The following is a 25577-nucleotide window of genomic DNA, read 5'->3' as shown; positions in this document are numbered from 1 at the left end:
TTAGAGAGCCATTCTCTTCAATTCATTCGTTGTGAAATAGAGGAAGCCATCCTTCACAAATATATCCTTTGTATCTTCCCTATTTAGTACCTGTTCTCCACTACCGTCTGGACGAATTTTTGTTAAATACGCCCCCCGAGAGTAATTACTAAAGTATAGCCACCCATCCGAGTAAACGATGTATTGTGCACGAGTATTTGTGACACGCTTTATTTTACCTGTCTTTATATCAAGCACATACAACTTATTGTCATCAGAGATATTACTAAAATATAATTGATCGCCAGCCTGTGCTGGGAAGTCTATATCATGATAATAACTATACATTGTGCTTGTTGCCTTTGGATAATCCTCAGCAATCCACGTGTGATCTTTCGCCATTGTACGATCGTCTACTAAAAAGTATTGGTAACGAATGGCACCTTTGCGATCTGGTACTGGATCATTCCATGTCGTATCAAGGTGATACCACTGTCCATCCAGCTTGACCAAATTCCACGCATGTCCCTCTTGGCCGACATAGCCCACGATATATTTTGTTTCAATTCCCAGTTTTTGAAGCATCGAGTGAGCTAGTAAAGCATAGCCCTGACATACTCCCCCATGCTCGGCAAGTACGGTATAGGCACTATGTGGACTAGAATTTGTTTGATCTGTATAGGCAGTATTAGCGACAATATAGTCATTGACTGCTCGTACCTTTTCTACTTCTGTCATAGAGTCTTTACTGATTTTGCTGATGATTTCTTGGACATTCATCTCGACAAAAGCAGCCTGTTCTGGCGTCATTAAATAGCTCTGCTCTCCAAAAATAGTTGCCTTATTTCGCCCATATTCATAACGAATTGAATGCTTACTAACATGACCATAAACATAATCATCTCGTTCAATAGCATTGTTGTAGGCCTCTTCCACAATTTGTTCAATTCGTTGTGTATTACCTTTATATTGAATTTCAAACTTCGGTGAAAAACTACTATAATATGCATACATGGCATCAGCCATCTCTTTGGCATTTGTCACGACTAGCTTCGTTTCTGGTTTCTGAATTGGCGGCGCTTTAGGTGCTACCTCCGCTTCATGTATATCTTCTATAGGTATGGCTGTTTCTATGGAGGCATCGTCTGAAAGTCTAGCAGTAACATCTACGATTTTCTCCTTTGTTGAAAGAAGCATTGTTTCTATTTCGTCATTATTTGTCCAATCCAGCACCTGCTGAACGACTGCCTTACCAGCCATATAAATGGGATCAATAAAAATAATAATAATGGCAATAATAGCTAATTTCTTCCACAAATTCCTCACCTCCAACCGTCTTCTTTTCATTATATACAAAAAAAGCACAAAGAACTCACTTAAGGGTCCAATTGTGCTTGTTAATATTTGTTTGTTGACTTAATTAATTTTAAGTTTATATTCTTTAGTATTCATAGTATACAGCAAATCATTGTCATTGATCTTTAAATTCGTTACTGGCTGCTTAACTAGCACTTCAGCTTTTAATGTTTTCAAATTCAGCTTTGTCAAATACCCACCGTTACTGTAATCACTATAGTATAGATAATCATTAGTTCCAGTAATATACAATGCACGTTTATCTAATACTTTTGTCTTTTTCCCACTAGTCATATCCAGCTTATACAGTTTATCGTTATCTGCCGTATTGCTAAAATAAACAGCATTATTTAACTGATACGCAAAATGAACATTGTGCATATAACTGTATTTTGTGCTTGTAGCAGTAGGATAATCGGCTTTAACCCAAGTGTGATCTTTGTTAAGCTGACTGTCCGTCACTAAAAAATAGTCATATGAAGCAGCACCAACACGATTTGGCAAAGGATCATTCCATGTTGTATCTAAATGATACCATTTTCCATCTACCTTTACTAAATTCCAAGCATGTGCCTCGTTCCCATTCACAAAACCTATAACATATTTTGTCTCTATCCCCGATTGCTCTAACAAGGCTTGTGCAGCTAATGCATAACCTTGACACACAGCTTGTCCTTCAAAAAATAAAGCATAGGCACTATGTGGGCTTGCCTTTGTTTTTGTTCCATACATCGTATTCGATACAATATAATCGTTAATAGCCTTTACTTTTTGGAACTCTGTCATAGAAGGTTTGATAATATTTTTCAGTATTTGATTAATCTTTTTTTGTACAGCTACTTCTTGTGTTTGATTCGTCAGGTACTTCACTTTATACGTTACATTTCCGAGAGAATCTGCAGAAACCGTCATACTTTCGAAATGTCCACTTGCATAAACAGCTTGTTGTTTAGCCTTTTCAAATGCATCCATCATTTCTTTTTTGAAATCACCCATCGGGCCTGTATACGTAAATTTTATTTCCGTCTCGAAATTTCGCATTTGCTTAGCAAGCTCTTTTGTCAATTGATCCCAAGTAACTACTGTTGAGTCAGCTACCACAGGATAAATTGGGGAAGTAATTTCTGTTTGTTTTGCATAGGCAGCAGTTGGGCTTAACATCAATAAAGTTGCTCCACATAACAACCATTTTTTCATCACTAATCACCTTCCCTTTGAATCTTTTGTTACTATTTAGCATAACAAAGAAAGTACCTACTAAGCTATCATACAAGTTCACTAACTAAGACTTTCATCTAAAAATATATCAACACTTACATGATATAAAATACCTAAAAACCAAATATAATTCTCGAATATAACTATTTTTTTGCAAAAAAATAAAACTCACCCCATTTATAGTGAGTTTTATTTGGATTCAGCTACTATTTTTTGTTCCGAAAATCGAGGTAATTATCTACTTTTCACAACCAAATTAACGGCTTCCTGAATGGCTTCATTCATTTTTTCGTCATCACCTTCAGCATTTTGGACACATTCTAATAAGTTTGTACTGACAATAACACCAACTGTACGATCTACAGCAGAGCGTACAGCCGATAGCTGTGTAATGACTGCCTTACAGTCCTTACCTTCCTCCATCATCTTCAAAATACCACGTAGCTGGCCTTCCATCCGTTTCACACGATTTTTCACTTGATCTGAATATTCCATAAACATTGCTCCTTCTTTCTATACTCGCTACGTCCTCATGAGTAATCGTTATTCTTTATCCTAGCTCATTATTTCAAATTTAAACCTAGCCATTCCTTGGTTTTAAATAATTCATCAGCATTCTTGTGATTATAGTGCTTGCATTGGTTATTTCATCGTACTGGATAATTGTATTTTTCTTTAAACGTAATTGCCCAATCTCTACCTCAAAAATTGGACACTTTCTTTTCAGTGCCGCAACTAGCATATTTGTATCATAATCATAGCGTTCGCCTTTCACCTTCATCAGCCAAGGCAACTCATTTATCGATATATATCGCAAACCCGTTTGTGTATCCATTAATTTTCGATGATACAGTAACTCAAAAAATAGGCTTGTTGCACGATTTCCCCAATAAGAAAGAAATGAACTATCGGCAGAATGGAAATTACGTACCCCTAGCACAATACCTTCTGAAAACACCTTTGTCATCGTTAAGACAAGCTTAACATCTTGCAGTGCATGCTGCCCATGTGCCCCCACTGTAAGGACACCATGACACTTTCCTTTTTGCTCTCGGATAAATGCAAAGGCTGTCTTCAATGCACCACCTTTTCCAATATTGCGATCATGCTGCAATACTTGACAACGATCAATTTTATTTAGATCTTCAAAAATATCTTTATATCTTTGATCACTCCCATCATTGACAATGACAATTTGTGTAATGGTCGTTGCTAATAATTGATGTACATAGGTAATGAGTGATTGTTGTGGATTATATGCTGGAATAATAGCTGCAATATTTTTCATTTCGATCCCCCACCTATAGGCTGACGGGCTCTCCGTAGCTACGAATTTCCCTTATATCAAATAGTATCATGTCACAGCAACAATTCAACTGATGAATCCCATTAAAACTTATCAATAATATAGATTTTTCTCCGATATATGTACAAAGAGATTTAGAAGAGGGGCTTTCAACTGGCTCGAAGAAAATTAGACGCAATGATGCCGAGGCATCATTGATGAAAGAGGTGAGGGTGATTGTTATGCATTACGAAATTCTTGAAGAACAATGTCAGAAATTAACGCAGCTGTCCTTCACAAAATTAGCAAAAAACCTACAGGATGCAAGTTTGCTCGCTATTTCAAACCCAGCTACATCTTTACAAAAATCTCTTTTTGTATTGGAAGAAATTCTTTATGAGATTTATCGGCTGGAAATGCATACTGAACCTAAAACGAAAAATATCCGTACACTATTAAATAATCGAAGTTTTGTAGCGCAAATTCACCCTCGTCGGATTTATTTATTAATGAATTTAGTTCATAAAATGACAAGTCATAATAGTAACGACATTGTGGAAGCCAAAGCGGCAAAAATTGTTTTGGATTATCTTAGCGATATTGTGGAATGGTTTATGAAACGCTATGATCGTAGTTTCAAGTCAGCAAGTCTAACTCCTCACACTACAGAGCTTCCAACCATATTGGATAAGAACATACTTCAGCACAATCAATCGCCAGAGGCTTATACACATGCAGCCAAATGGTTTGAAAGGGCAGCGCAAAACGGTGATGCCAGTGCACAATATAATTTAGGAACTCTTTACAATCACGGGCGAGGGGTGAAAAGGGACTATAAACTTGCGAAAGTATGGTATGAACGAGCTGCCGCACAAAATGACGCAAATGCCCACTATAGTCTAGGCGTACTCTTTCATTTAGGGCATGGGGTTGGACAAGATTATAAGGAAGCCGCGCACCATTATCAAATTGCGGCAGATCTCGGAAATGCAGATGCGCAATATAATTTAGGTGTCCTTTATAATCAAGGTCTAGGCCTTTCGCAAAACTTTCATGAAGCGGCTAAATGGTATACTTTAGCAGCCAACCAAGGCAATACAAGTGCTCAAAACAATTTAGGCTTCCTTTATCATAATGGCACAGGTGTCGAGCAAAGCTACGCAGAGGCCATCGCTTATTTCGAAATGGCTGCCTTAGCGGGCGATGCCAGTGCACAGTATAATCTCGGCTATATGTACCTTAAAGGTCGTGGTATTGTTCAAAACCTTGAAGAAGCGGCGAGATGGTTTCATATGGCTGCTTTACAAGACCATGTGAACGCAGAGTTTCAATTGGCTATGCTCTACAATACGGGACAAGGAATGACGAAGGATCATCTAGAAGCCTTAAAATGGTTCAAGCTAGCAGCATATAAAGGACATTTAAATGCACAGTACTGTCTCGGCTTACTGTATGAAAAAGAACAGGATCTTGTTTCAGCAGAAAAATGGCTTCTACGAGCAGCTGACAATGGGCATATTAGCGCCGGCTTCGAGCTAGGTCGGCTTTATGTCTATCAGCAAAAACAGCCTGCTAAAGCTATGTCATACTTTAAAGTTGCTGCTAACAAAGGCTATGCTGATGCTCAGTATGAACTTGGTCTATTACTGACATCAGGGGTTGATGTACCTATAAACTATACAGAGGCTGTAAAATGGTGGCGAGCCGCAACGGATCAGTCACATATTCAAGCGGAGTATCAATTAGGCTTACTGTATGAGCAGGGATTAGGGGTTGCTATGGATCTTGAAGAAGCACGCAGATGTTATCGACTAGCTGCTATTCAGGGCCATGCAGGTGCTCAATATCAACTTGGTAATTTATTTGATAAAGGGAAAGGTGTTAAACAGGATTACACGGAGGCAGCTAAATGGATTGAACAAGCAACGTCACAAGGGCATATAAAGGCACAATATCAACTAGCTCAAATGCACATTCATGGACAGGGTGTACCGAAAGATTTTGCAAAGGCTGCCCAGCTTTATCGATTGGCTGCTAATCAAGGACATCAAAAGGCTCAATTTCAGCTTGGTATGCTCTACAAAAAAGGGCATGGGGTTGCACAAGATTATCAAGAGGCTGAAAAATGGCTGAAAAAATCGCTTGAAAATATTAAATAGACAGTTTAAAACCTACCGTATCATGAATTGTGATACGGTAGGTTTTTCTCTTGCTTCGGCATTCATCTCCTTTTTCTATAGTGGGAGATGAATATTTTTTCTCAACAGATTTTTACAGGCAAAATCGAAAAATTTTGGATACATTGTTTATCTGCGCGCTAGAAATGCGTAATGGATTAACTTTTTATATAGTCTTGTTGATGAATCATGAATGTTACTATAATAAATAAGGCAAAGCTGATTAATAGCGTAGTTCCACCTACAATAAAGAAGATTAATGTAAATGTACTACCAAAATTAAATGGATTTATATTGTAAAACCACATGCCAACTGTTAAACCCAAAACACCAAGAATAGCTGTCCAACCGTGAATGGCTACTAATTTTTGTGATTTCACTTTGAAGGCTCGATAAAAAATGCCCCATGCAAACATACTTAGCCAGCCGACAAGTAAAATATGTGCATGGATTGGTCTATATTCATAACTACCTGATCCTGACATATGTGAACCTAAATACGTACCGATGAAAGCAAAAATAGCCGCTAATCGAATAAGACGTATACTCCACTTCTGTTCCATACGAAAACTCCCCCTAAGCTTGTTTCAACTAAGTAGCAGTTTAACGTGTGAACATGAACTTTACATGAACTCCTTATGACAAGACTGGTAAATGAATATAAACCTTTGTACTGACATGCATCGTACTTTCCATCTGAATAGTACCTCCGTGTAGCTCTACAATCTGTTTGACAATTGCTAGTCCTAGACCTGTTCCTTGCTTTGTCCTGGAAGCATCTGCGCGATAAAAGCGGTCATATACTTTGGCTAATTGATCTGTCGTCATCCCCATCCCATTGTCCTCCACAAGGATTTCAAGTGAAGTAGATTTTTTCTGTAATTGTAGATGTATTTGTCCACCCTCTACATTATATTTAATAGCATTCGTCAGCAAATTATCCCACACATTTTGTAAAAGTCCTGCATCACCAGCATAACTAATTGGCTCTAGCTTGTAGGCTATTTGAAGCTGTGCCTCTTCTATTTGCCAGCGATATTTTCGCACAGTCTCCCTCAATTGTTCGTCTAATCGGTACGGCTCACGTTTTACGATTCTTGTCGATTGGTCGAGAGATGTTAGTAATAATAATTGCTTGGTTAATGTAGATAAGCGCTTTGTTTCCAACTCGATGATCGCTGCATACTCCTGTCTTTCCTGCTCAGTCAGCAGCGGATTTTTCAGGAGGTCAACATAGCCTTGAATATTTAACAAAGGCGACTGAAAATCATGCGATACATTACTAATAAATTCCTTTCGTATACGATCATTTTCTTGTAATTTCTCGGTCATCCTATTAAAGCTTACAGCTAATTGACCAATTTCATCTGCACTATCAATATCTAACACCGTATCAAACTTTTCATGCGCAAGCTGTTGAGTTGCCGCCGTTAGCTTTGTAATCGGACGAATTAATGCTTTAGCAAACAATAGCATTGCTAGTAAACTCAGTACTGTCATAACCAACATTAACCCTGCAAGTATCGTATGCACTTCCGAAAATAATAAGCGAATATCAGGTCTTATAAATAATGCATATGGCTTGTTTTCATACGTAAATGGCACACCAACTGTATTAATCAATTCATTAGCGAAAAATCCTGTCACAAAGGTTTCTTTAGGGAAGTCTCGCATACCATGATAGGTTTCTCCTTGTAAAACGCGGTCAACAACAGATGCTGACAATGTTTTATCACGATAGTCTCCACCAAAAAAATACCCTTCCTCGCCTGATGTTACATATATTTGATAGCCAATTTCACCCAGTGTCTTCAAATAATTATTTAAATCCTCTGGCTTCGCTGTTTCAATATAATGAACGATATCCTTTGCTATGTTTACGTTTTTTGCATCATTCTTTTCTTTTACCACTTGATGATAATACGTATTCGTTGCTAAAAAACCAATACATAGGCTACCAATCATCACTAGCATCGTCGTCACAACAAATTTACTGTATAAAGTTTTCATGTTGTCTCCTCTAGCTTATAGCCAACACCTCTTACGGTTGTGATTTCAACAGCCGTGTCATAGCGATTTAATCTTTCACGAATTCGCTTCACATGAGTATTCAACGTCTGTTCGTCTCCTTCATAGTCATAGCCCCATACTTGCTCCATAATATAGCTTCGCGTAAATACTTGGTGAGGGCGTGATGCCAATAAAGCAAGTAGTTCAAATTCCTTTAAAGGTAATATAAGTGTATCCTCTCCTATGACAACTTCAAAGCTTCGACGATCAATCACTAATTTGCCTACTTGGAAAGTTACTTGATTTTTCTTATCCAATCTCCGTAAAATAGCTGCTATACGAAACAATAATTCCTTTGGCTCAAAAGGCTTTACAACATAATCATCTGATCCTGCTAAAAAGCCACGCTCTTTATCCTCAAGCTCGCCTTTCGCTGTTAATAATAAAACAGGAATGTCATAATCTTGCGTTAAAGTCTCGGTTAATGTAAAACCATCCATCCCCGGCATCATCACATCGACAACAGCTAAATCAGGCAGATTCCCTTCTAGTAAGGCTAATGCCTGCTGTGCATTTTCTGCACATAGTACCTGATAGCCTTCCCTTGTGAGATAAATAGTAACTAGCTGTAAAATATGAGCATCGTCATCGACAACAAGAATTTGCATCTGCCTACCTCCAATCAATAAGAAAAAACTCGCTCATATGGAACGAATTTTTCATCACAAATTACTATTATTTTATAACGAGAATATGGAAATCAACAGTAATAAAAGAAAAGGCAAACCAATAACAATATAACCTCTTGGATTTGCAAGGTTCATGGTCCAACCTACTCCAAAACGTTTCTCTACAAAAACGGAAGGGTCCTGTCGATTCATATAAATTAAGCCGCCTTTCCAATAACGATCTTCATCTACATCCATTACCTGTGAATCAACATTATCTTCATAACGCACTCTATGTTTACGCTTTTTCAAAATATAAATAAATAGTGAACCTAACACAACAGCTAGAAATAAAATAAATACTGGTAATAGCTTATAGCCAACAATCATGGAAGGATAAATATTGCTTAGTTGTAAAACCGTTAATAGAATGGTTAAGGCATAGCTCATCAGCAATATTTGCCAACTCATGTATTTTCGAGTCTTTAGCTGATCTTCCAACGATTCAGCTTTGCGGTTTACAGCTAATTTAATAGCAGAACGTTTAATAGAATCGGTAATTCCCCACATCATACATTGCATCATTAGCATAACAAGCGGCAGCGAAATAGCCGTAAAATAAGTCTTGTTTCTCCAAGCATCTGCTTCTCCACTTGGTCCCCAATGTACGGCTATATCATTTGGCATTAGGTCGTAATGGAGCAATGTGTAAATGATTAAAAACACCGCTATCCCTATAGGTACAGCAAAAAATGTCCAAGGAATCATTGCATCACGGCTTCGAGCAGTTAAATCAACCGCTCGTACTTGTTTAATATTTACGCCCCACTGCTCCTGCCTTTTCAACGTTGATACCTTGTGATGATTTATCCAGTACAGCACCATACTTACGGTAAGCATACTAAACAAACAGCTTAGTAAAACGATACTTTGAGTGGATTCAGAAGAAGCTAGACGATTGTAGCACATCAACATAATGATTAGAAATACTATGCCTGAGCCTCCTACCAATTGAACATACTGTTTTTTCAGCTTAGCTAATGCGAGATGCTTAATATGCTGATCAGGTACAGTAACCCCAAAAACAATAGTCTCTCTTACAATATAAGGTACCACCATTTGCATAGCTAATGTCATGATGTAGATTGTTGTAAAAACACCCAGTAGCATCTTGCTACACTCCCTCTGCTGGAATTTGCAAATCAGCGAATACCTTTTTCATCATGTGCTCAATTTGTTCTACTGTTGCGCCGAGCACCATTCCTTCTGCTACAACAGGCTTTAAATTCTTTTCGATTTGTCGTAGCTGCTCAGGTGACAAAGCTCTCTCCTCAGTTGAACTAATAATAGCTCCTGATTTCGGTCGAATAACAATAATTCCTTTCGCTTCTAATTCATGATAGCTCTTATTAACAGTATGCATATTCACACCTAAATCAGCAGCTAACCCTCGCACAGATGGTAGGGTATCGCCTGGTTTCATTTCGCCTCTTGCAATACCTTCAATAATTTGACGTGTCACCTGCTCATAGATCGGTACGTCTGATTGTGGCTCTATTTGAATAAACATGTTTATCAGCTCCAAATTTGTTATATAACTAGTATAACAAATTTACTGCAATAATGCATGAGATACAAGCTTATTAAATTGGGGAATTTCTAATTGTTTCAATAAATTTTTGCACAAGCATATTTTGTTTCTCGTTATTTCTCGTACAAATAGCGATTTTATGTTTAATAGCATGTATATCCTTTACATAAACCCTTGCCAATTGGCCACTCTCTACATACTCTCGAACTGCAAGGGAAGAAATAAAGTTTGCACCATAGCCTGCCATGACCGAGCGAATTGTTTCATTGATGCCATTAAATTGGAGGGCAATTTTCGGTGGTTTCACTTGGTATGTTTGACATAACGAAAACAGATGCTCTCTCATCGAGCTCCCTTCTTCCCTCATAATAAAAGGCTCCTGAAACATTTCAACCAATGTAATGGATTGATGTGCAAAGCGATGATTTGGAGACACAACAAACCATAACTCATCCTCATATAATTCATCCCACTCGATTTCTTTCGGCCTTTCAGACATTCCTCCACCATATATCGCAATATCCGCCTTATAGTTTATTAGTTGTTCAAAAGCGTCCTTCGTATTGGTTGTTGTAATCATTAAATCCACCTGTTCATTTGCAGCCTTGAAAGTAGCTGCCCATTTTGGAATTAAAAAATTGGCAGGCAGATAGGTAGCCACAATATGTAAATTCCCTGCTTTCGCCAAACGGTAATTTTCGATAAATGTTTCAATATGCTGTTCAAGAGCAATGAAATTTTGAGCTTTCTCTGCTAGAGCTTCACCAACTTCTGTTAGTACTACACCACGCCCTTGTTGCTTAAATAATTGGACTCCTAGTTCATGTTCAAATCGCTTCATTTGACTTGAAACGGCAGGTTGGCTAATACACAAGATCTCTGCAGCTTTAGTGAAGCTACCTGTAGTAGCAACCTGATAAAATAATTTTAAGCTATGACTGTTGATGATTTCACCCCTATTCATAATATAAAGTTATGTATAAATAATAATAATATATTTTTATTATGATTTATTCTATCATACACTTTATTGGCAAGCTTGCACTTTAAAATATAGGGAAATGAGGACTGTATCATGACAGAGTTAAATGTTTGGAAAAATGTAGATGACTATTTTATGGATAAGCTTCTACCAGAAAACGAACACCTTGATGCTGTACTACAGGCTAATAAAGAAGCAGGTATTCCAGAGATAGATGTATCCCCTACTCAAGGGAAACTATTATATTTACTAGCTAAAATAAAAGGAGCAGCAACTATTTTAGAAATTGGCACACTTGGTGGCTATAGCAGTATTTGCTTAGCGCAGGCTCTTCCTAAAGAAGGGAAAGTAGTGACTTTAGAAATTAATGAAGAGTTTGCCTTAGTTGCTCAGCAAAATATAGAGAGGTCTGGCTATAAGGAACAGGTTGAGATCATTTTAGGAAACGCCTTAGATTCATTACCAAACTTGAAAAAAGCAGGCCATTTATTTGACTTTATTTTTATTGATGCCGATAAGCCTAATAACCCCGCTTACTTGAGGTGGGCGTTAAAACTAGCTCATCCAGGCGCCATCATCATCGCGGATAATGTAGTTCGTAATGGTGCGGTAACTGATGAAATTAGTGAAGATGAACGTGTCAGAGGCGTACAGCAATTTATAGATTTACTAAAAGAGGAACCTAGAATTGAAGCAACAGCTATACAAACAGTTGGTGTGAAGGGGTATGACGGCTTCGTACTAGCCATTGTAAACTAAGACGGGAAAAAATCCGCGTAAACTGCTGCAGCAGCTACGCGGATTTATTTCAAAAAAGATGCCCTACAGCTCCCCATCTAAGCTAATAAGACATCTTTTCCCCCTTAAAACCTCTTAACTTTTATTTAGACCCCTTTTAATTCGATCATGCTTATCTCTTTCATTTAACGGGGGAACAGACCCCGTCACGTTATGTTAGTAGAATTAGGAAAGTTGAATATGTTAATAGTAGATTTTATCTTATGCTAATTTTTCATACCCTGGAAGTGTCAAGAATTCCGCGAACTCATCTTGCTCAATTAAAGATTTAAACAGTTCAGCAGCTTCTTCATAGCGACCACTGTTATAGGCTTGTTCCCCAACAGCCTCTTTAATTTTCACAAGCTCTTCTTCCAATATCTCTAAGACAAACGCTAACGTAATGCCACGTCCATCATCTAAAATACCTTTAGGATGACGAATCCATTGCCATACTTGTGTTCGAGAGATTTCTGCTGTTGCAGCATCCTCCATCAAGTTATTTATAGGTGCAGCACCGTTACCACGAAGCCATGAAGCAATATACTGTACACCAACACTGCAGTTAATACGAAGACCTTCAAGCGTAATTGTCCCTTCTGGTACAGCTACTAAATCTTCTGCCTTTACATGTACATCTTCGCGTTTTTTATGAATTTGGTTAGGAGTTGTCATAATAGCATCAAATTGCTCCATTGCAGTTGCCACCATACCTGGATGTGCTACCCAAGTACCATCATGTCCCTCTGTTGCCTCACGACGTTTATCTTCTGCAACCTTTGCAAATGCCACCGCATTCGCCTCATCATCATTTTTAACAGGAATTTGTGCAGCCATACCGCCCATTGCTGGTGCATTTCGCTTATGACATGTCTGTATACATAAAGACGTATAAGCCTTCATGAAAGGTACAGTCATCGTTACTTGGCCACGATCTGGTAAAATAACGTCAGCTTGATTGCGAAGACGTTTAATATAACTGAAAATATAATCCCAACGGCCACAATTCAGACCAGCTGAATGTTCACGTAGCTCATATAAAATTTCATCCATCTCAAACGCTGCTAAAATCGTTTCAATCAAAACAGTAGCTTTTATAGTCCCTTGTGGGATGCCAATATAATCTTGGGCAAACACAAAGATATCATTCCATAGACGAGCCTCTAAATGACTTTCAAGCTTCGGTAAATAGAAGTATGGCCCAGTACCTTGTGCTAGTGCATTTTTCGCATTATGGAATAGATATAACCCAAAATCAAAGAAACTCCCTGAGATCGGCTCTCCATCAACAAGCACATGCTTCTCAAGCAGATGTAAGCCTCGCGGTCGAACTAACAGCACTGCTGTTTCAGTATTTAATGTATACGTTTTACCATTGGAGGCTTGCGTAAACTCAATCGTCTTATTAATAGCATCACGCATATTAATTTGACCACCAATCATATTTTCCCACGTTGGAGAGGATGCATCCTCAAAGCAAGCCATAAACATTTTTGCACCAGAGTTTAAAGCATTAATCACCATTTTTCGATCAACAGGACCTGTAATCTCGACACGGCGATCTTGCAAGTCCTTTGGAAGTGGTGCAATTGTCCAATCACCTTCACGAATACCTTTAGTCTCTGGTAAGAAATCCAGTTTCTCTCCTGCATCAAGACGATTTTGTCTTTCCTGGCGAGCGTTCAACAGCTCCTTACGACGAGCATCAAAATTTTTATGCAAGGCAAGAACAAACTCAAGAGCTTCAGGTGTTAAAACTTCCTTCGTTTGCTCGTTTTGTTCTCCAACAATTTTAAGCTTACCTGTCGTTGCCTGTTCCATTAGTTGTTTACCCACCTTTGCTATTTTAGTTTCGTCATCCTCCGCCTTAGGAGGAGCGGAGGAGACTACTCTATGATTATGAATTTAGGAAAACACGTAATTCAATCAAGACTTATACAAACTGTTCAGTTTCAGTTGAACCTGCCATTGCCGTTGTAGAAGAAGTACCTCCAGAGATAACTTGAGAAATTTCATCAAAGTATCCAGTACCTACCTCACGTTGGTGGCGTGTAGCTGTATAGCCTTTTGATTCTGAAGCAAACTCAGCTTGTTGCAGCTTAGAATATGCAGCCATACCATTATCTTTATAATCGTGTGCAAGCTCAAACATAGAGTGGTTTAGTGCATGGAAACCTGCTAATGTTACAAACTGGAATTTATAACCTAGCTTACCAAGCTCACGTTGATACTCTGCAATTTCCTCTTCTGAAAGGTTTGCTTTCCAGTTGAATGATGGTGAACAGTTGTATGCAAGCATTTTACCAGGGAACTCTGCATGAATGGCCTCAGCAAATTCACGAGCTTCTTCTAGTGATGGTTTAGAAGTCTCACACCAAATTAAGTCTGCATATGGTGCGTAAGCTAAACCACGAGCAATTGCTTGTTTAATACCTGCTTTTGTACGGAAGAAACCTTCAGGTGTACGTTCACCAGTGATGAACTCCGCATCACGTGGATCAATATCTGAAGTAACCATATCCGCAGCATCGGCATCTGTACGCGCAATTAAAATTGTATCTACGCCCATAACGTCTGTTGCTAAACGAGCAGCCACTAAGTTACGAACAGCGTTTTGCGTTGGCAGTAAAACTTTACCGCCTAGATGTCCACATTTCTTTTCTGAAGCTAATTGATCTTCTAAGTGCACACCAGCTGCACCAGCTTCAATCATGCCTTTTACAAGCTCAAATACGTTTAGAGGACCACCAAAACCTGCTTCAGCATCTGCTACGATTGGTGCAAACCAGTCAAATTGATCGACACGTCCTTCAGCATGATCAATTTGATCGGCACGTTGAAGTGCTTGGTTGATTCTTTTTACTACTGCTGGTACAGAGTTAGCAGGATATAACGATTGGTCAGGATACATTTGACCAGAAAGATTTGCATCCGCAGCCACTTGCCAGCCTGATAGATAGATAGCCTTTAATCCAGCCTTTACTTGTTGTACCGCCTGATTACCTGTTAATGCCCCCAATGCATTAATAAATGGTTCTTCACGTAACGAATTCCAAAGTCGAGTAGCACCTTTTTGCGCCAATGTTTGTTCAATTATCACAGTGCCCTGTAATTTAACAACCTCTTCAGCTGAATATGTGCGTTCAATACCAGCCCAGCGTGGGTTTTCAGCCCATTGTTTTTCTAAAGCTTCGATTCTTTCTTGACGAGTTGACATATTGAAATTCCACCTTCCCCTTTGTGTACAATATACTCTGTTAAAAAACTTTTAATTAACTGTTCCATAACAGGTTTATTTGTTGTAAATTAATATATAACAGAGTGTTTGAATTTTCATTATTTTTGGATAAAAGACCATTTTTTCGGGATGAAACTACTTTTTTGAGCGATAAAACTTGGAAGTTTGTTTACAAACAAGGGGGATATTCACAATGAACAATGAGTTAAAATCTTTTGGAAATGATATTTCACAACAATATATTTTAATGTTGCAGGACTGGGTTCCAGCGAATTCATCCATTGCAATTGCTGTTGAACATTCTTATATTTATTTTCACTCAGGTCATCCAGATATTCAGTTAAAGATAGGTCAACAAGTAATGTCTGGGAGTATTGCAGAGCAAGTGTTACGCACTCATAAAAAAACAGATGCCATATTAGATAATTCTTTAATCGATACGCCCTATTATGGCATTGGCTATCCCATATCCATTCAAGATAAGCCAGCTGCATTAGTTGTTATCTTACCATCCACATTCACTATGAAAAAAACAGAGCCATTCCAATTTTTAACGGGGAAACAAGAGGAGGAGTGGAATCCAGTAGCAATAAGTAAAATATCTCATATAGAAAGTCTGCAGAAAAAAACTTGGTTTTATGTAGACAAAGAACAGTTTAAAACGGGGATTACACTAAAAGAGCTGCAATTAAGGTTGCCACCATACTTTATTCGTATTCATAGATCCTATATTGTAAATATACATTTCATAAAAAAAATGGCCCGAGATCTAACATCAAATTTTATTATTACATTAACCGATGGAAGTGAATTGCCAGTGAGTCAATCCTATATCAATAATCTTCGAAGTGCTCTTGAATTTTAAGTGCGAAGACTGTCTTTTATCTGGATTTAACGATTATTTTTGTACCGAAAGCAAAGAATCACTCCTCTCTAGGGGATAATCATTGCTTACTTTGTTGCTATTTTCAGCAGATGTTCACATGTGATGAATCAAGCTAAATCATCAAGCGGATGTCACAGATTTTGAAGAAGAATTTTTCTAATGAGCTTGAAAAATCTAACTAGAAGAACCAAAAAAGACCAGAGAAATTATTCTCTGGTCTTTCACAATTGCCTAGCGACGTCCTACTCTCACAGGGGGAAGCCCCCAACTACCATCGGCGCTAAAGAGCTTAACTTCCGTGTTCGGTATGGGAACGGGTGTGACCTCTTTGCCATCATCACTAGACTATGGTCGGCTTTCAATATACATCGCATTTCTTCGTCAGCTTCTGTCGTTCAGTCAGTCACGTACTTGAGTACGCTCCTTTCCTCTCTCCATTGCTTCCTCGAACTACTCGTATCTTGAAACCCTTCATAAAAGAAATTATTCTTTCAAAACTGGATAAACGTGCATTGAATGGTTCAAACGTTTTGGTTAAGTCCTCGATCGATTAGTATTCGTCAGCTCCATGTGTCACCACACTTCCACCTCGAACCTATCTACCTCATCGTCTTTGAGGGATCTTACTTACTTGCGTAATGGGAAATCTCATCTTGAGGGGGGCTTCATGCTTAGATGCTTTCAGCACTTATCCCGTCCACACATAGCTACCCAGCGATGCCTTTGGCAAGACAACTGGTACACCAGCGGTGTGTCCATCCCGGTCCTCTCGTACTAAGGACAGCTCCTCTCAAATTTCCTACGCCCACGACGGATAGGGACCGAACTGTCTCACGACGTTCTGAACCCAGCTCGCGTACCGCTTTAATGGGCGAACAGCCCAACCCTTGGGACCGACTACAGCCCCAGGATGCGATGAGCCGACATCGAGGTGCCAAACCTCCCCGTCGATGTGGACTCTTGGGGGAGATAAGCCTGTTATCCCCGGGGTAGCTTTTATCCGTTGAGCGATGGCCCTTCCATGCGGAACCACCGGATCACTAAGCCCGTCTTTCGACCCTGCTCGACTTGTAGGTCTCGCAGTCAAGCTCCCTTGTGCCTTTACACTCTACGAATGATTTCCAACCATTCTGAGGGAACCTTTGGGCGCCTCCGTTACCTTTTAGGAGGCGACCGCCCCAGTCAAACTGTCCGCCTGACACTGTCTCCTGCCCCGCTAAGGGGCATGGGTTAGAATTTCAATACAACCAGGGTAGTATCCCACCGACGCCTCCTTCGAAGCTGGCGCTCCGAGATCTCTGGCTCCTACCTATCCTGTACAAGTTGTACCAAAATTCAATATCAGGCTACAGTAAAGCTCCACGGGGTCTTTCCGTCCTGTCGCGGGTAACCTGCATCTTCACAGGTACTATAATTTCACCGAGTCTCTCGTTGAGACAGTGCCCAGATCGTTACGCCTTTCGTGCGGGTCGGAACTTACCCGACAAGGAATTTCGCTACCTTAGGACCGTTATAGTTACGGCCGCCGTTTACTGGGGCTTCAATTCGCAGCTTCGCTTGCGCTAACCACTCCTCTTAACCTTCCAGCACCGGGCAGGCGTCAGCCCCTATACGTCACCTTACGGTTTTGCAGAGACCTGTGTTTTTGCTAAACAGTCGCCTGGGCCTATTCACTGCGGCTCTCATGCGCTTGCACGCTCAAGAGCACCCCTTCTCCCGAAGTTACGGGGTCATTTTGCCGAGTTCCTTAACGAGAGTTCTCTCGCACACCTTAGGATTCTCTCCTCGACTACCTGTGTCGGTTTGCGGTACGGGCACCTCTCACCTCGATAGAGGCTTTTCTTGGCAGTGTGAAATCAGGAACTTCGTCCATACGGACTCGCCATCACAGCTCAACGTTACAGTGTGCGGATTTGCCTACACACACGCCTTACTGCTTGGACGCGCATAACCAACAGCGCGCTTACCCTATCCTACTGCGTCCCCCCATTTCTCAAACGGTGAGGAGGTGGTACAGGAATATCAACCTGTTGTCCATCGCCTACGCCTATCGGCCTCGGCTTAGGTCCCGACTAACCCTGAGCGGACGAGCCTTCCTCAGGAAACCTTAGTCATACGGTGGACGGGATTCTCACCCGTCTTTCGCTACTCATACCGGCATTCTCACTTCTAAGCGCTCCACCAGTCCTTCCGGTCTGACTTCAACGCACTTAGAACGCTCTCCTACCACTGACATCGTAGATGTCAATCCACAGCTTCGGTGAATCGTTTAGCCCCGATACATTTTCGGCGCAGCGTCACTCGACCAGTGAGCTATTACGCACTCTTTAAATGATGGCTGCTTCTAAGCCAACATCCTGGTTGTCTGTGCAACGCCACATCCTTTTCCACTTAACGATTACTTTGGGACCTTAGCTGGTGGTCTGGGCTGTTTCCCTTTTGACTACGGATCTTATCACTCGCAGTCTGACTCCCGTGTATAAATATCTGGCATTCGGAGTTTGTCTGAATTCGGTAAACCGGGATGGCCCCCTAGTCCAAACAGTGCTCTACCTCCAGTATTCTCATCACGAGGCTAGCCCTAAAGCTATTTCGGAGAGAACCAGCTATCTCCAAGTTCGATTGGAATTTCTCCGCTACCCACACCTCATCCCCGCACTTTTCAACGTGCGTGGGTTCGGGCCTCCAGTAAGTGTTACCTTACCTTCACCCTGGACATGGGTAGATCACCTGGTTTCGGGTCTACGACCACGTACTATTTCGCCCTATTCAGACTCGCTTTCGCTGCGGCTCCGCCTTCTAAAGCTTAACCTCGCACGTAATCGTAACTCGCCGGTTCATTCTACAAAAGGCACGCTATCACCCATTAACGGGCTCTAACTACTTGTAGGCACACGGTTTCAGGATCTCTTTCACTCCCCTTCCGGGGTGCTTTTCACCTTTCCCTCACGGTACTGGTTCACTATCGGTCACTAGGTAGTATTTAGCCTTGGGAGATGGTCCTCCCGGATTCCGACGGAATTTCACGTGTTCCGCCGTACTCAGGATCCACTCAGGAGAGAACGAACTTTCGACTACAGGGCTTTTACCTGCTCTGGCGGACCTTTCCAAGTCGCTTCATCTAACTCGCTCTTTTGTAACTCCGTATTGAGTGTCCTACAACCCCAAGAGGCAAGCCTCTTGGTTTGGGCTCTTCCCGTTTCGCTCGCCGCTACTCAGGGAATCGATTTTTCTTTCTCTTCCTCCAGGTACTTAGATGTTTCAGTTCCCTGGGTCTGCCTTCAAGACGCTATGTATTCACGTCAAGATACTACGCGATTAAACGTAGTGGGTTCCCCCATTCGGAAATCTCCGGATCAAAGCTCACTTACAGCTCCCCGAAGCATATCGGTGTTAGTGCCGTCCTTCTTCGGCTCCTAGTGCCAAGGCATTCGCCGTGCGCCCTTAATAACTTAACCAAGTTATTAAGCCTATAAAAAAACTTAAAAAATAAATGTGTTTGTTACAATTTCAATGTCGTTTTATCCAGTTTTCAAAGAACAAAGCTACTGCCTGCTTCTACATCTCGCAGCTTTGCGACGAAAGCGTAGCGACAGGAGCACATAATTAGAAGTAATTCATTCAGAAGAATAAACCTTCAAAACTGAACGCAAAACGTAATCTTACAAACCCTAGGTTTGTATTCCGAAATAATCCTTAGAAAGGAGGTGATCCAGCCGCACCTTCCGATACGGCTACCTTGTTACGACTTCACCCCAATCATCTATCCCACCTTCGGCGGCTGGCTCCAAAAGGTTACCTCACCGACTTCGGGTGTTACAAACTCTCGTGGTGTGACGGGCGGTGTGTACAAGGCCCGGGAACGTATTCACCGCGGCATGCTGATCCGCGATTACTAGCGATTCCGGCTTCATGTAGGCGAGTTGCAGCCTACAATCCGAACTGAGAACGACTTTATCGGATTAGCTCCCTCTCGCGAGTTGGCAACCGTTTGTATCGTCCATTGTAGCACGTGTGTAGCCCAGGTCATAAGGGGCATGATGATTTGACGTCATCCCCACCTTCCTCCGGTTTGTCACCGGCAGTCACCTTAGAGTGCCCAACTAAATGATGGCAACTAAGATCAAGGGTTGCGCTCGTTGCGGGACTTAACCCAACATCTCACGACACGAGCTGACGACAACCATGCACCACCTGTCACCGTTGCCCCCGAAGGGGAAACTATATCTCTACAGTGGTCAACGGGATGTCAAGACCTGGTAAGGTTCTTCGCGTTGCTTCGAATTAAACCACATGCTCCACCGCTTGTGCGGGCCCCCGTCAATTCCTTTGAGTTTCAGTCTTGCGACCGTACTCCCCAGGCGGAGTGCTTAATGCGTTAGCTGCAGCACTAAGGGGCGGAAACCCCCTAACACTTAGCACTCATCGTTTACGGCGTGGACTACCAGGGTATCTAATCCTGTTTGCTCCCCACGCTTTCGCGCCTCAGTGTCAGTTACAGACCAGATAGTCGCCTTCGCCACTGGTGTTCCTCCAAATCTCTACGCATTTCACCGCTACACTTGGAATTCCACTATCCTCTTCTGCACTCAAGTCTCCCAGTTTCCAATGACCCTCCACGGTTGAGCCGTGGGCTTTCACATCAGACTTAAGAAACCACCTGCGCGCGCTTTACGCCCAATAATTCCGGACAACGCTTGCCACCTACGTATTACCGCGGCTGCTGGCACGTAGTTAGCCGTGGCTTTCTAATAAGGTACCGTCAAGGTACAGCCAGTTACTACTGTACTTGTTCTTCCCTTACAACAGAGTTTTACGAACCGAAATCCTTCTTCACTCACGCGGCGTTGCTCCATCAGGCTTTCGCCCATTGTGGAAGATTCCCTACTGCTGCCTCCCGTAGGAGTCTGGGCCGTGTCTCAGTCCCAGTGTGGCCGATCACCCTCTCAGGTCGGCTACGCATCGTCGCCTTGGTGAGCCGTTACCTCACCAACTAGCTAATGCGCCGCGGGCCCATCCTATAGCGACAGCCGAAACCGTCTTTTAGTGTTTCACCATGAGGTGAAACAGATTATTCGGTATTAGCCCCGGTTTCCCGGAGTTATCCCAAACTATAAGGTAGGTTGCCCACGTGTTACTCACCCGTCCGCCGCTAACGTCGAAGGAGCAAGCTCCTTCTCTGTTCGCTCGACTTGCATGTATTAGGCACGCCGCCAGCGTTCGTCCTGAGCCAGGATCAAACTCTCCATAAAAGAAATTTGAATAGCTCAAATTGTTTTGCTGGCATCATTTTGATGTCCAAAATTTTGTTTTGTTCACTAACCAAGGTTAGTTACTAAAAACTTTATTGATTACGTTTTGCTTGTTCAGTTTTCAAGGTTCATTTAATAAATCGAATTGGTGGAGCCTAGCGGGATCGAACCGCTGACCTCCTGCGTGCAAGGCAGGCGCTCTCCCAGCTGAGCTAAGGCCCCATATATTTTTAGGAAATGGTCGGGAAGACAGGATTCGAACCTGCGACCCCTTGGTCCCAAACCAAGTGCTCTACCAAGCTGAGCTACTTCCCGTTCTTTTTTGGCGCGCCCGACAGGAGTCGAACCCATAACCTTCTGATCCGTAGTCAGACGCTCTATCCAATTGAGCTACGGGCGCATTAAAAATGGTGCCGAGGACCGGAATCGAACCGGTACGGTAGTCACCTACCGCAGGATTTTAAGTCCTGTGCGTCTGCCAGTTCCGCCACCCCGGCACATTTGGAGCGGAAGACGAGGTTCGAACTCGCGACCCCCACCTTGGCAAGGTGGTGTTCTACCACTGAACTACTTCCGCATGTGCATAAGTTTTTTTATCTGGCAATGAAATAATGGTGCGGGTGAAGGGAGTCGAACCCCCACGCCTTGCGGCGCTAGATCCTAAGTCTAGTGCGTCTGCCAATTCCGCCACACCCGCTTATTATTATTTAAAAATGGTGAGCCATGAAGGACTCGAACCTTCGACCCTCTGATTAAAAGTCAGATGCTCTACCAACTGAGCTAATGGCTCTAAAAAAATGGTGCCGGCTATAGGAATCGAACCCACGACCTACTGATTACAAGTCAGTTGCTCTACCTGCTGAGCTAAACCGGCATATGGTGGAGGATGACGGGCTCGAACCGCCGACCCTCTGCTTGTAAGGCAGATGCTCTCCCAGCTGAGCTAATCCTCCTGGGTATTATGCCTAGCGACGTCCTACTCTCACAGGGGGAAGCCCCCAACTACCATCGGCGCTAAAGAGCTTAACTTCCGTGTTCGGTATGGGAACGGGTGTGACCTCTTTGCCATCATCACTAGACTTTTAAAAGACAAGATTTATTATAACTTATTTCGTTATAAATGCAAGCTTTTTTTAAACTTTCTTGTTCTTTCAAAACTGGATAAACGGTTCATTGAATGGTTCAAACATTTTTGGTTAAGTCCTCGATCGATTAGTATTCGTCAGCTCCATGTGTCACCACACTTCCACCTCGAACCTATCTACCTCATCGTCTTTGAGGGATCTTACTTACTTGCGTAATGGGAAATCTCATCTTGAGGGGGGCTTCATGCTTAGATGCTTTCAGCACTTATCCCGTCCACACATAGCTACCCAGCGATGCCTTTGGCAAGACAACTGGTACACCAGCGGTGTGTCCATCCCGGTCCTCTCGTACTAAGGACAGCTCCTCTCAAATTTCCTACGCCCACGACGGATAGGGACCGAACTGTCTCACGACGTTCTGAACCCAGCTCGCGTACCGCTTTAATGGGCGAACAGCCCAACCCTTGGGACCGACTACAGCCCCAGGATGCGATGAGCCGACATCGAGGTGCCAAACCTCCCCGTCGATGTGGACTCTTGGGGGAGATAAGCCTGTTATCCCCGGGGTAGCTTTTATCCGTTGAGCGATGGCCCTTCCATGCGGAACCACCGGATCACTAAGCCCGTCTTTCGACCCTGCTCGACTTGTAGGTCTCGCAGTCAAGCTCCCTTGTGCCTTTACACTCTACGAATGATTTCCAACCATTCTGAGGGAACCTTTGGGCGCCTCCGTTACCTTTTAGGAGGCGACCGCCCCAGTCAAACTGTCCGCCTGACACTGTCTCCTGCCCCGCTAAGGGGCATGGGTTAGAATTTCAATACAACCAGGGTAGTATCCCACCGACGCCTCCTTCGAAGCTGGCGCTCCGAGATCTCTGGCTCCTACCTATCCTGTACAAGTTGTACCAAAATTCAATATCAGGCTACAGTAAAGCTCCACGGGGTCTTTCCGTCCTGTCGCGGGTAACCTGCATCTTCACAGGTACTATAATTTCACCGAGTCTCTCGTTGAGACAGTGCCCAGATCGTTACGCCTTTCGTGCGGGTCGGAACTTACCCGACAAGGAATTTCGCTACCTTAGGACCGTTATAGTTACGGCCGCCGTTTACTGGGGCTTCAATTCGCAGCTTCGCTTGCGCTAACCACTCCTCTTAACCTTCCAGCACCGGGCAGGCGTCAGCCCCTATACGTCACCTTACGGTTTTGCAGAGACCTGTGTTTTTGCTAAACAGTCGCCTGGGCCTATTCACTGCGGCTCTCATGCGCTTGCACGCTCAAGAGCACCCCTTCTCCCGAAGTTACGGGGTCATTTTGCCGAGTTCCTTAACGAGAGTTCTCTCGCACACCTTAGGATTCTCTCCTCGACTACCTGTGTCGGTTTGCGGTACGGGCACCTCTCACCTCGATAGAGGCTTTTCTTGGCAGTGTGAAATCAGGAACTTCGTCCATACGGACTCGCCATCACAGCTCAACGTTACAGTGTGCGGATTTGCCTACACACACGCCTTACTGCTTGGACGCGCATAACCAACAGCGCGCTTACCCTATCCTACTGCGTCCCCCCATTTCTCAAACGGTGAGGAGGTGGTACAGGAATATCAACCTGTTGTCCATCGCCTACGCCTATCGGCCTCGGCTTAGGTCCCGACTAACCCTGAGCGGACGAGCCTTCCTCAGGAAACCTTAGTCATACGGTGGACGGGATTCTCACCCGTCTTTCGCTACTCATACCGGCATTCTCACTTCTAAGCGCTCCACCAGTCCTTCCGGTCTGACTTCAACGCACTTAGAACGCTCTCCTACCACTGACATCGTAGATGTCAATCCACAGCTTCGGTGAATCGTTTAGCCCCGATACATTTTCGGCGCAGCGTCACTCGACCAGTGAGCTATTACGCACTCTTTAAATGATGGCTGCTTCTAAGCCAACATCCTGGTTGTCTGTGCAACGCCACATCCTTTTCCACTTAACGATTACTTTGGGACCTTAGCTGGTGGTCTGGGCTGTTTCCCTTTTGACTACGGATCTTATCACTCGCAGTCTGACTCCCGTGTATAAATATCTGGCATTCGGAGTTTGTCTGAATTCGGTAAACCGGGATGGCCCCCTAGTCCAAACAGTGCTCTACCTCCAGTATTCTCATCACGAGGCTAGCCCTAAAGCTATTTCGGAGAGAACCAGCTATCTCCAAGTTCGATTGGAATTTCTCCGCTACCCACACCTCATCCCCGCACTTTTCAACGTGCGTGGGTTCGGGCCTCCAGTAAGTGTTACCTTACCTTCACCCTGGACATGGGTAGATCACCTGGTTTCGGGTCTACGACCACGTACTATTTCGCCCTATTCAGACTCGCTTTCGCTGCGGCTCCGCCTTCTAAAGCTTAACCTCGCACGTAATCGTAACTCGCCGGTTCATTCTACAAAAGGCACGCTATCACCCATTAACGGGCTCTAACTACTTGTAGGCACACGGTTTCAGGATCTCTTTCACTCCCCTTCCGGGGTGCTTTTCACCTTTCCCTCACGGTACTGGTTCACTATCGGTCACTAGGTAGTATTTAGCCTTGGGAGATGGTCCTCCCGGATTCCGACGGAATTTCACGTGTTCCGCCGTACTCAGGATCCACTCAGGAGAGAACGAACTTTCGACTACAGGGCTTTTACCTGCTCTGGCGGACCTTTCCAAGTCGCTTCATCTAACTCGCTCTTTTGTAACTCCGTATTGAGTGTCCTACAACCCCAAGAGGCAAGCCTCTTGGTTTGGGCTCTTCCCGTTTCGCTCGCCGCTACTCAGGGAATCGATTTTTCTTTCTCTTCCTCCAGGTACTTAGATGTTTCAGTTCCCTGGGTCTGCCTTCAAGACGCTATGTATTCACGTCAAGATACTACGCGATTAAACGTAGTGGGTTCCCCCATTCGGAAATCTCCGGATCAAAGCTCACTTACAGCTCCCCGAAGCATATCGGTGTTAGTGCCGTCCTTCTTCGGCTCCTAGTGCCAAGGCATTCGCCGTGCGCCCTTAATAACTTAACCTAACGGCTTTCAATACACATCACATTTCGTTGTCAGCT

At 42.8% G+C, this 25577-nt stretch carries 15 protein-coding genes, 9 tRNA genes and 5 rRNA genes; 3 read left to right on the top strand and 26 right to left on the bottom strand.

The window, feature by feature from the left end:
- From MHI22_RS16890 to MHI22_RS16875, 4 genes are all read right to left on the bottom strand, one after another.
- Entirely contained in the window at window positions 1–1305 is a 1305-nt protein-coding gene (locus tag MHI22_RS16890) for a transglutaminase domain-containing protein (protein WP_338652233.1), read from the bottom strand.
- Between the two features lie 90 nt (window positions 1306–1395).
- On the bottom strand, window positions 1396–2532 hold the full coding sequence (locus MHI22_RS16885; protein WP_036125886.1) for a transglutaminase domain-containing protein: 1137 nt from the start codon (window positions 2530–2532) through the stop codon (window positions 1396–1398).
- Between the two features lie 255 nt (window positions 2533–2787).
- Entirely contained in the window at window positions 2788–3048 is a 261-nt protein-coding gene (locus tag MHI22_RS16880) for a metal-sensitive transcriptional regulator (RefSeq protein ID WP_036125888.1), read from the bottom strand.
- Between the two features lie 85 nt (window positions 3049–3133).
- Window positions 3134–3841, bottom strand: coding sequence for a glycosyltransferase family 2 protein (locus tag MHI22_RS16875; RefSeq protein WP_058843778.1), 708 nt, complete (start codon window positions 3839–3841; stop codon window positions 3134–3136).
- 239 nt (window positions 3842–4080) lie between these two features.
- Between MHI22_RS16875 and MHI22_RS16870 the strand changes: the two genes are divergently transcribed.
- The gene (locus MHI22_RS16870) at window positions 4081–5997 is read left to right on the top strand and encodes an SEL1-like repeat protein (RefSeq protein ID WP_271912050.1); all 1917 of its coding nucleotides are present in this window, start codon (window positions 4081–4083) and stop codon (window positions 5995–5997) included.
- A 176-nt stretch (window positions 5998–6173) separates the two neighbouring features.
- Here MHI22_RS16870 and MHI22_RS16865 read toward each other — a convergent pair whose 3' ends face one another.
- From MHI22_RS16865 to MHI22_RS16840, 6 genes are all read right to left on the bottom strand, one after another.
- Complete coding sequence (locus MHI22_RS16865) at window positions 6174–6578, bottom strand: hypothetical protein (protein ID WP_058843779.1); 405 nt, start codon at window positions 6576–6578, stop codon at window positions 6174–6176.
- Between the two features lie 73 nt (window positions 6579–6651).
- Complete coding sequence (locus tag MHI22_RS16860; RefSeq protein WP_340812393.1) at window positions 6652–8025, bottom strand: HAMP domain-containing sensor histidine kinase; 1374 nt, start codon at window positions 8023–8025, stop codon at window positions 6652–6654.
- A complete protein-coding gene (locus MHI22_RS16855) occupies window positions 8022–8693 on the bottom strand; it encodes a response regulator transcription factor (RefSeq protein WP_089933926.1) in 672 nt (223 codons plus the stop codon). Before MHI22_RS16855 ends, MHI22_RS16860 begins: the two co-directional genes overlap by 4 nt.
- Before the next feature lie 72 nt (window positions 8694–8765).
- Complete coding sequence (locus tag MHI22_RS16850) at window positions 8766–9863, bottom strand: DUF1648 domain-containing protein (RefSeq protein ID WP_058843781.1); 1098 nt, start codon at window positions 9861–9863, stop codon at window positions 8766–8768.
- 4 nt (window positions 9864–9867) lie between these two features.
- Window positions 9868–10263 carry a GntR family transcriptional regulator gene (locus MHI22_RS16845; protein ID WP_036126599.1) on the bottom strand — a complete coding sequence of 132 codons (396 nt, stop codon included), beginning with the start codon at window positions 10261–10263 and terminating at the stop codon, window positions 9868–9870.
- 73 nt (window positions 10264–10336) lie between these two features.
- Window positions 10337–11230 (bottom strand): LysR family transcriptional regulator, encoded by an 894-nt coding sequence (locus tag MHI22_RS16840; RefSeq protein WP_036126611.1) that lies wholly within the window; start codon window positions 11228–11230, stop codon window positions 10337–10339.
- Between the two features lie 129 nt (window positions 11231–11359).
- On the opposite strand from MHI22_RS16840, the gene MHI22_RS16835 reads away from it, so the two are divergent.
- Entirely contained in the window at window positions 11360–12025 is a 666-nt protein-coding gene (locus tag MHI22_RS16835) for an O-methyltransferase (RefSeq protein WP_340812392.1), read from the top strand.
- 240 nt (window positions 12026–12265) lie between these two features.
- Here the strand turns inward: MHI22_RS16835 and aceB are convergent, their stop codons facing one another.
- On the bottom strand, window positions 12266–13864 hold the full coding sequence (gene aceB / locus MHI22_RS16830; protein WP_058843784.1) for a malate synthase A: 1599 nt from the start codon (window positions 13862–13864) through the stop codon (window positions 12266–12268).
- Window positions 13865–13976: 112 nt separating this feature from the next.
- On the bottom strand, window positions 13977–15260 hold the full coding sequence (aceA, locus tag MHI22_RS16825; protein WP_036122155.1) for an isocitrate lyase: 1284 nt from the start codon (window positions 15258–15260) through the stop codon (window positions 13977–13979).
- A gap of 214 nt (window positions 15261–15474) precedes the next feature.
- Between aceA and MHI22_RS16820 the strand changes: the two genes are divergently transcribed.
- The gene (locus MHI22_RS16820) at window positions 15475–16146 is read left to right on the top strand and encodes a LytTR family DNA-binding domain-containing protein (protein WP_340812391.1); all 672 of its coding nucleotides are present in this window, start codon (window positions 15475–15477) and stop codon (window positions 16144–16146) included.
- 250 nt (window positions 16147–16396) lie between these two features.
- Here the strand turns inward: MHI22_RS16820 and rrf (MHI22_RS16815) are convergent.
- The 14 genes from rrf (MHI22_RS16815) to MHI22_RS16750 form a co-directional block, all read right to left on the bottom strand.
- A 5S ribosomal RNA gene (gene rrf / locus MHI22_RS16815) occupies window positions 16397–16512 on the bottom strand.
- A 185-nt stretch (window positions 16513–16697) separates the two neighbouring features.
- Window positions 16698–19625 (bottom strand): 23S ribosomal RNA (locus MHI22_RS16810).
- A 242-nt stretch (window positions 19626–19867) separates the two neighbouring features.
- Window positions 19868–21419, bottom strand: a 16S ribosomal RNA gene (locus tag MHI22_RS16805).
- A gap of 146 nt (window positions 21420–21565) precedes the next feature.
- Window positions 21566–21641 (bottom strand) — tRNA-Ala (locus MHI22_RS16800).
- 16 nt (window positions 21642–21657) lie between these two features.
- A tRNA-Pro gene (locus MHI22_RS16795) sits at window positions 21658–21734 on the bottom strand.
- An 8-nt stretch (window positions 21735–21742) separates the two neighbouring features.
- Window positions 21743–21819 (bottom strand) — tRNA-Arg (locus tag MHI22_RS16790).
- An 8-nt stretch (window positions 21820–21827) separates the two neighbouring features.
- Window positions 21828–21916: transfer RNA gene (locus MHI22_RS16785), tRNA-Leu, on the bottom strand.
- Between the two features lie 5 nt (window positions 21917–21921).
- Window positions 21922–21996: transfer RNA gene (locus MHI22_RS16780), tRNA-Gly, on the bottom strand.
- A 35-nt stretch (window positions 21997–22031) separates the two neighbouring features.
- A tRNA-Leu gene (locus MHI22_RS16775) sits at window positions 22032–22116 on the bottom strand.
- Between the two features lie 17 nt (window positions 22117–22133).
- Window positions 22134–22209, bottom strand: a tRNA-Lys gene (locus MHI22_RS16770).
- A gap of 8 nt (window positions 22210–22217) precedes the next feature.
- Window positions 22218–22293: transfer RNA gene (locus tag MHI22_RS16765), tRNA-Thr, on the bottom strand.
- Window positions 22294–22296: 3 nt separating this feature from the next.
- Window positions 22297–22372 (bottom strand) — tRNA-Val (locus MHI22_RS16760).
- Window positions 22373–22382: 10 nt separating this feature from the next.
- A 5S ribosomal RNA gene (rrf, locus tag MHI22_RS16755) occupies window positions 22383–22498 on the bottom strand.
- A gap of 113 nt (window positions 22499–22611) precedes the next feature.
- Window positions 22612–25539: ribosomal RNA gene (locus MHI22_RS16750) — 23S ribosomal RNA — on the bottom strand.
- Together the 16S, 23S and 5S rRNA genes with 9 tRNA genes alongside form the textbook arrangement of a ribosomal RNA operon.
- Window positions 25540–25577: the final 38 nt, after the last annotated feature.

This window comes from Lysinibacillus sp. FSL L8-0312, assembly GCF_038003285.1.
Taxonomy (GTDB): Bacteria; Bacillota; Bacilli; order Bacillales_A; family Planococcaceae; genus Lysinibacillus; species Lysinibacillus fusiformis_D.
This window is presented reverse-complemented; position numbering and strand designations above follow the sequence as displayed.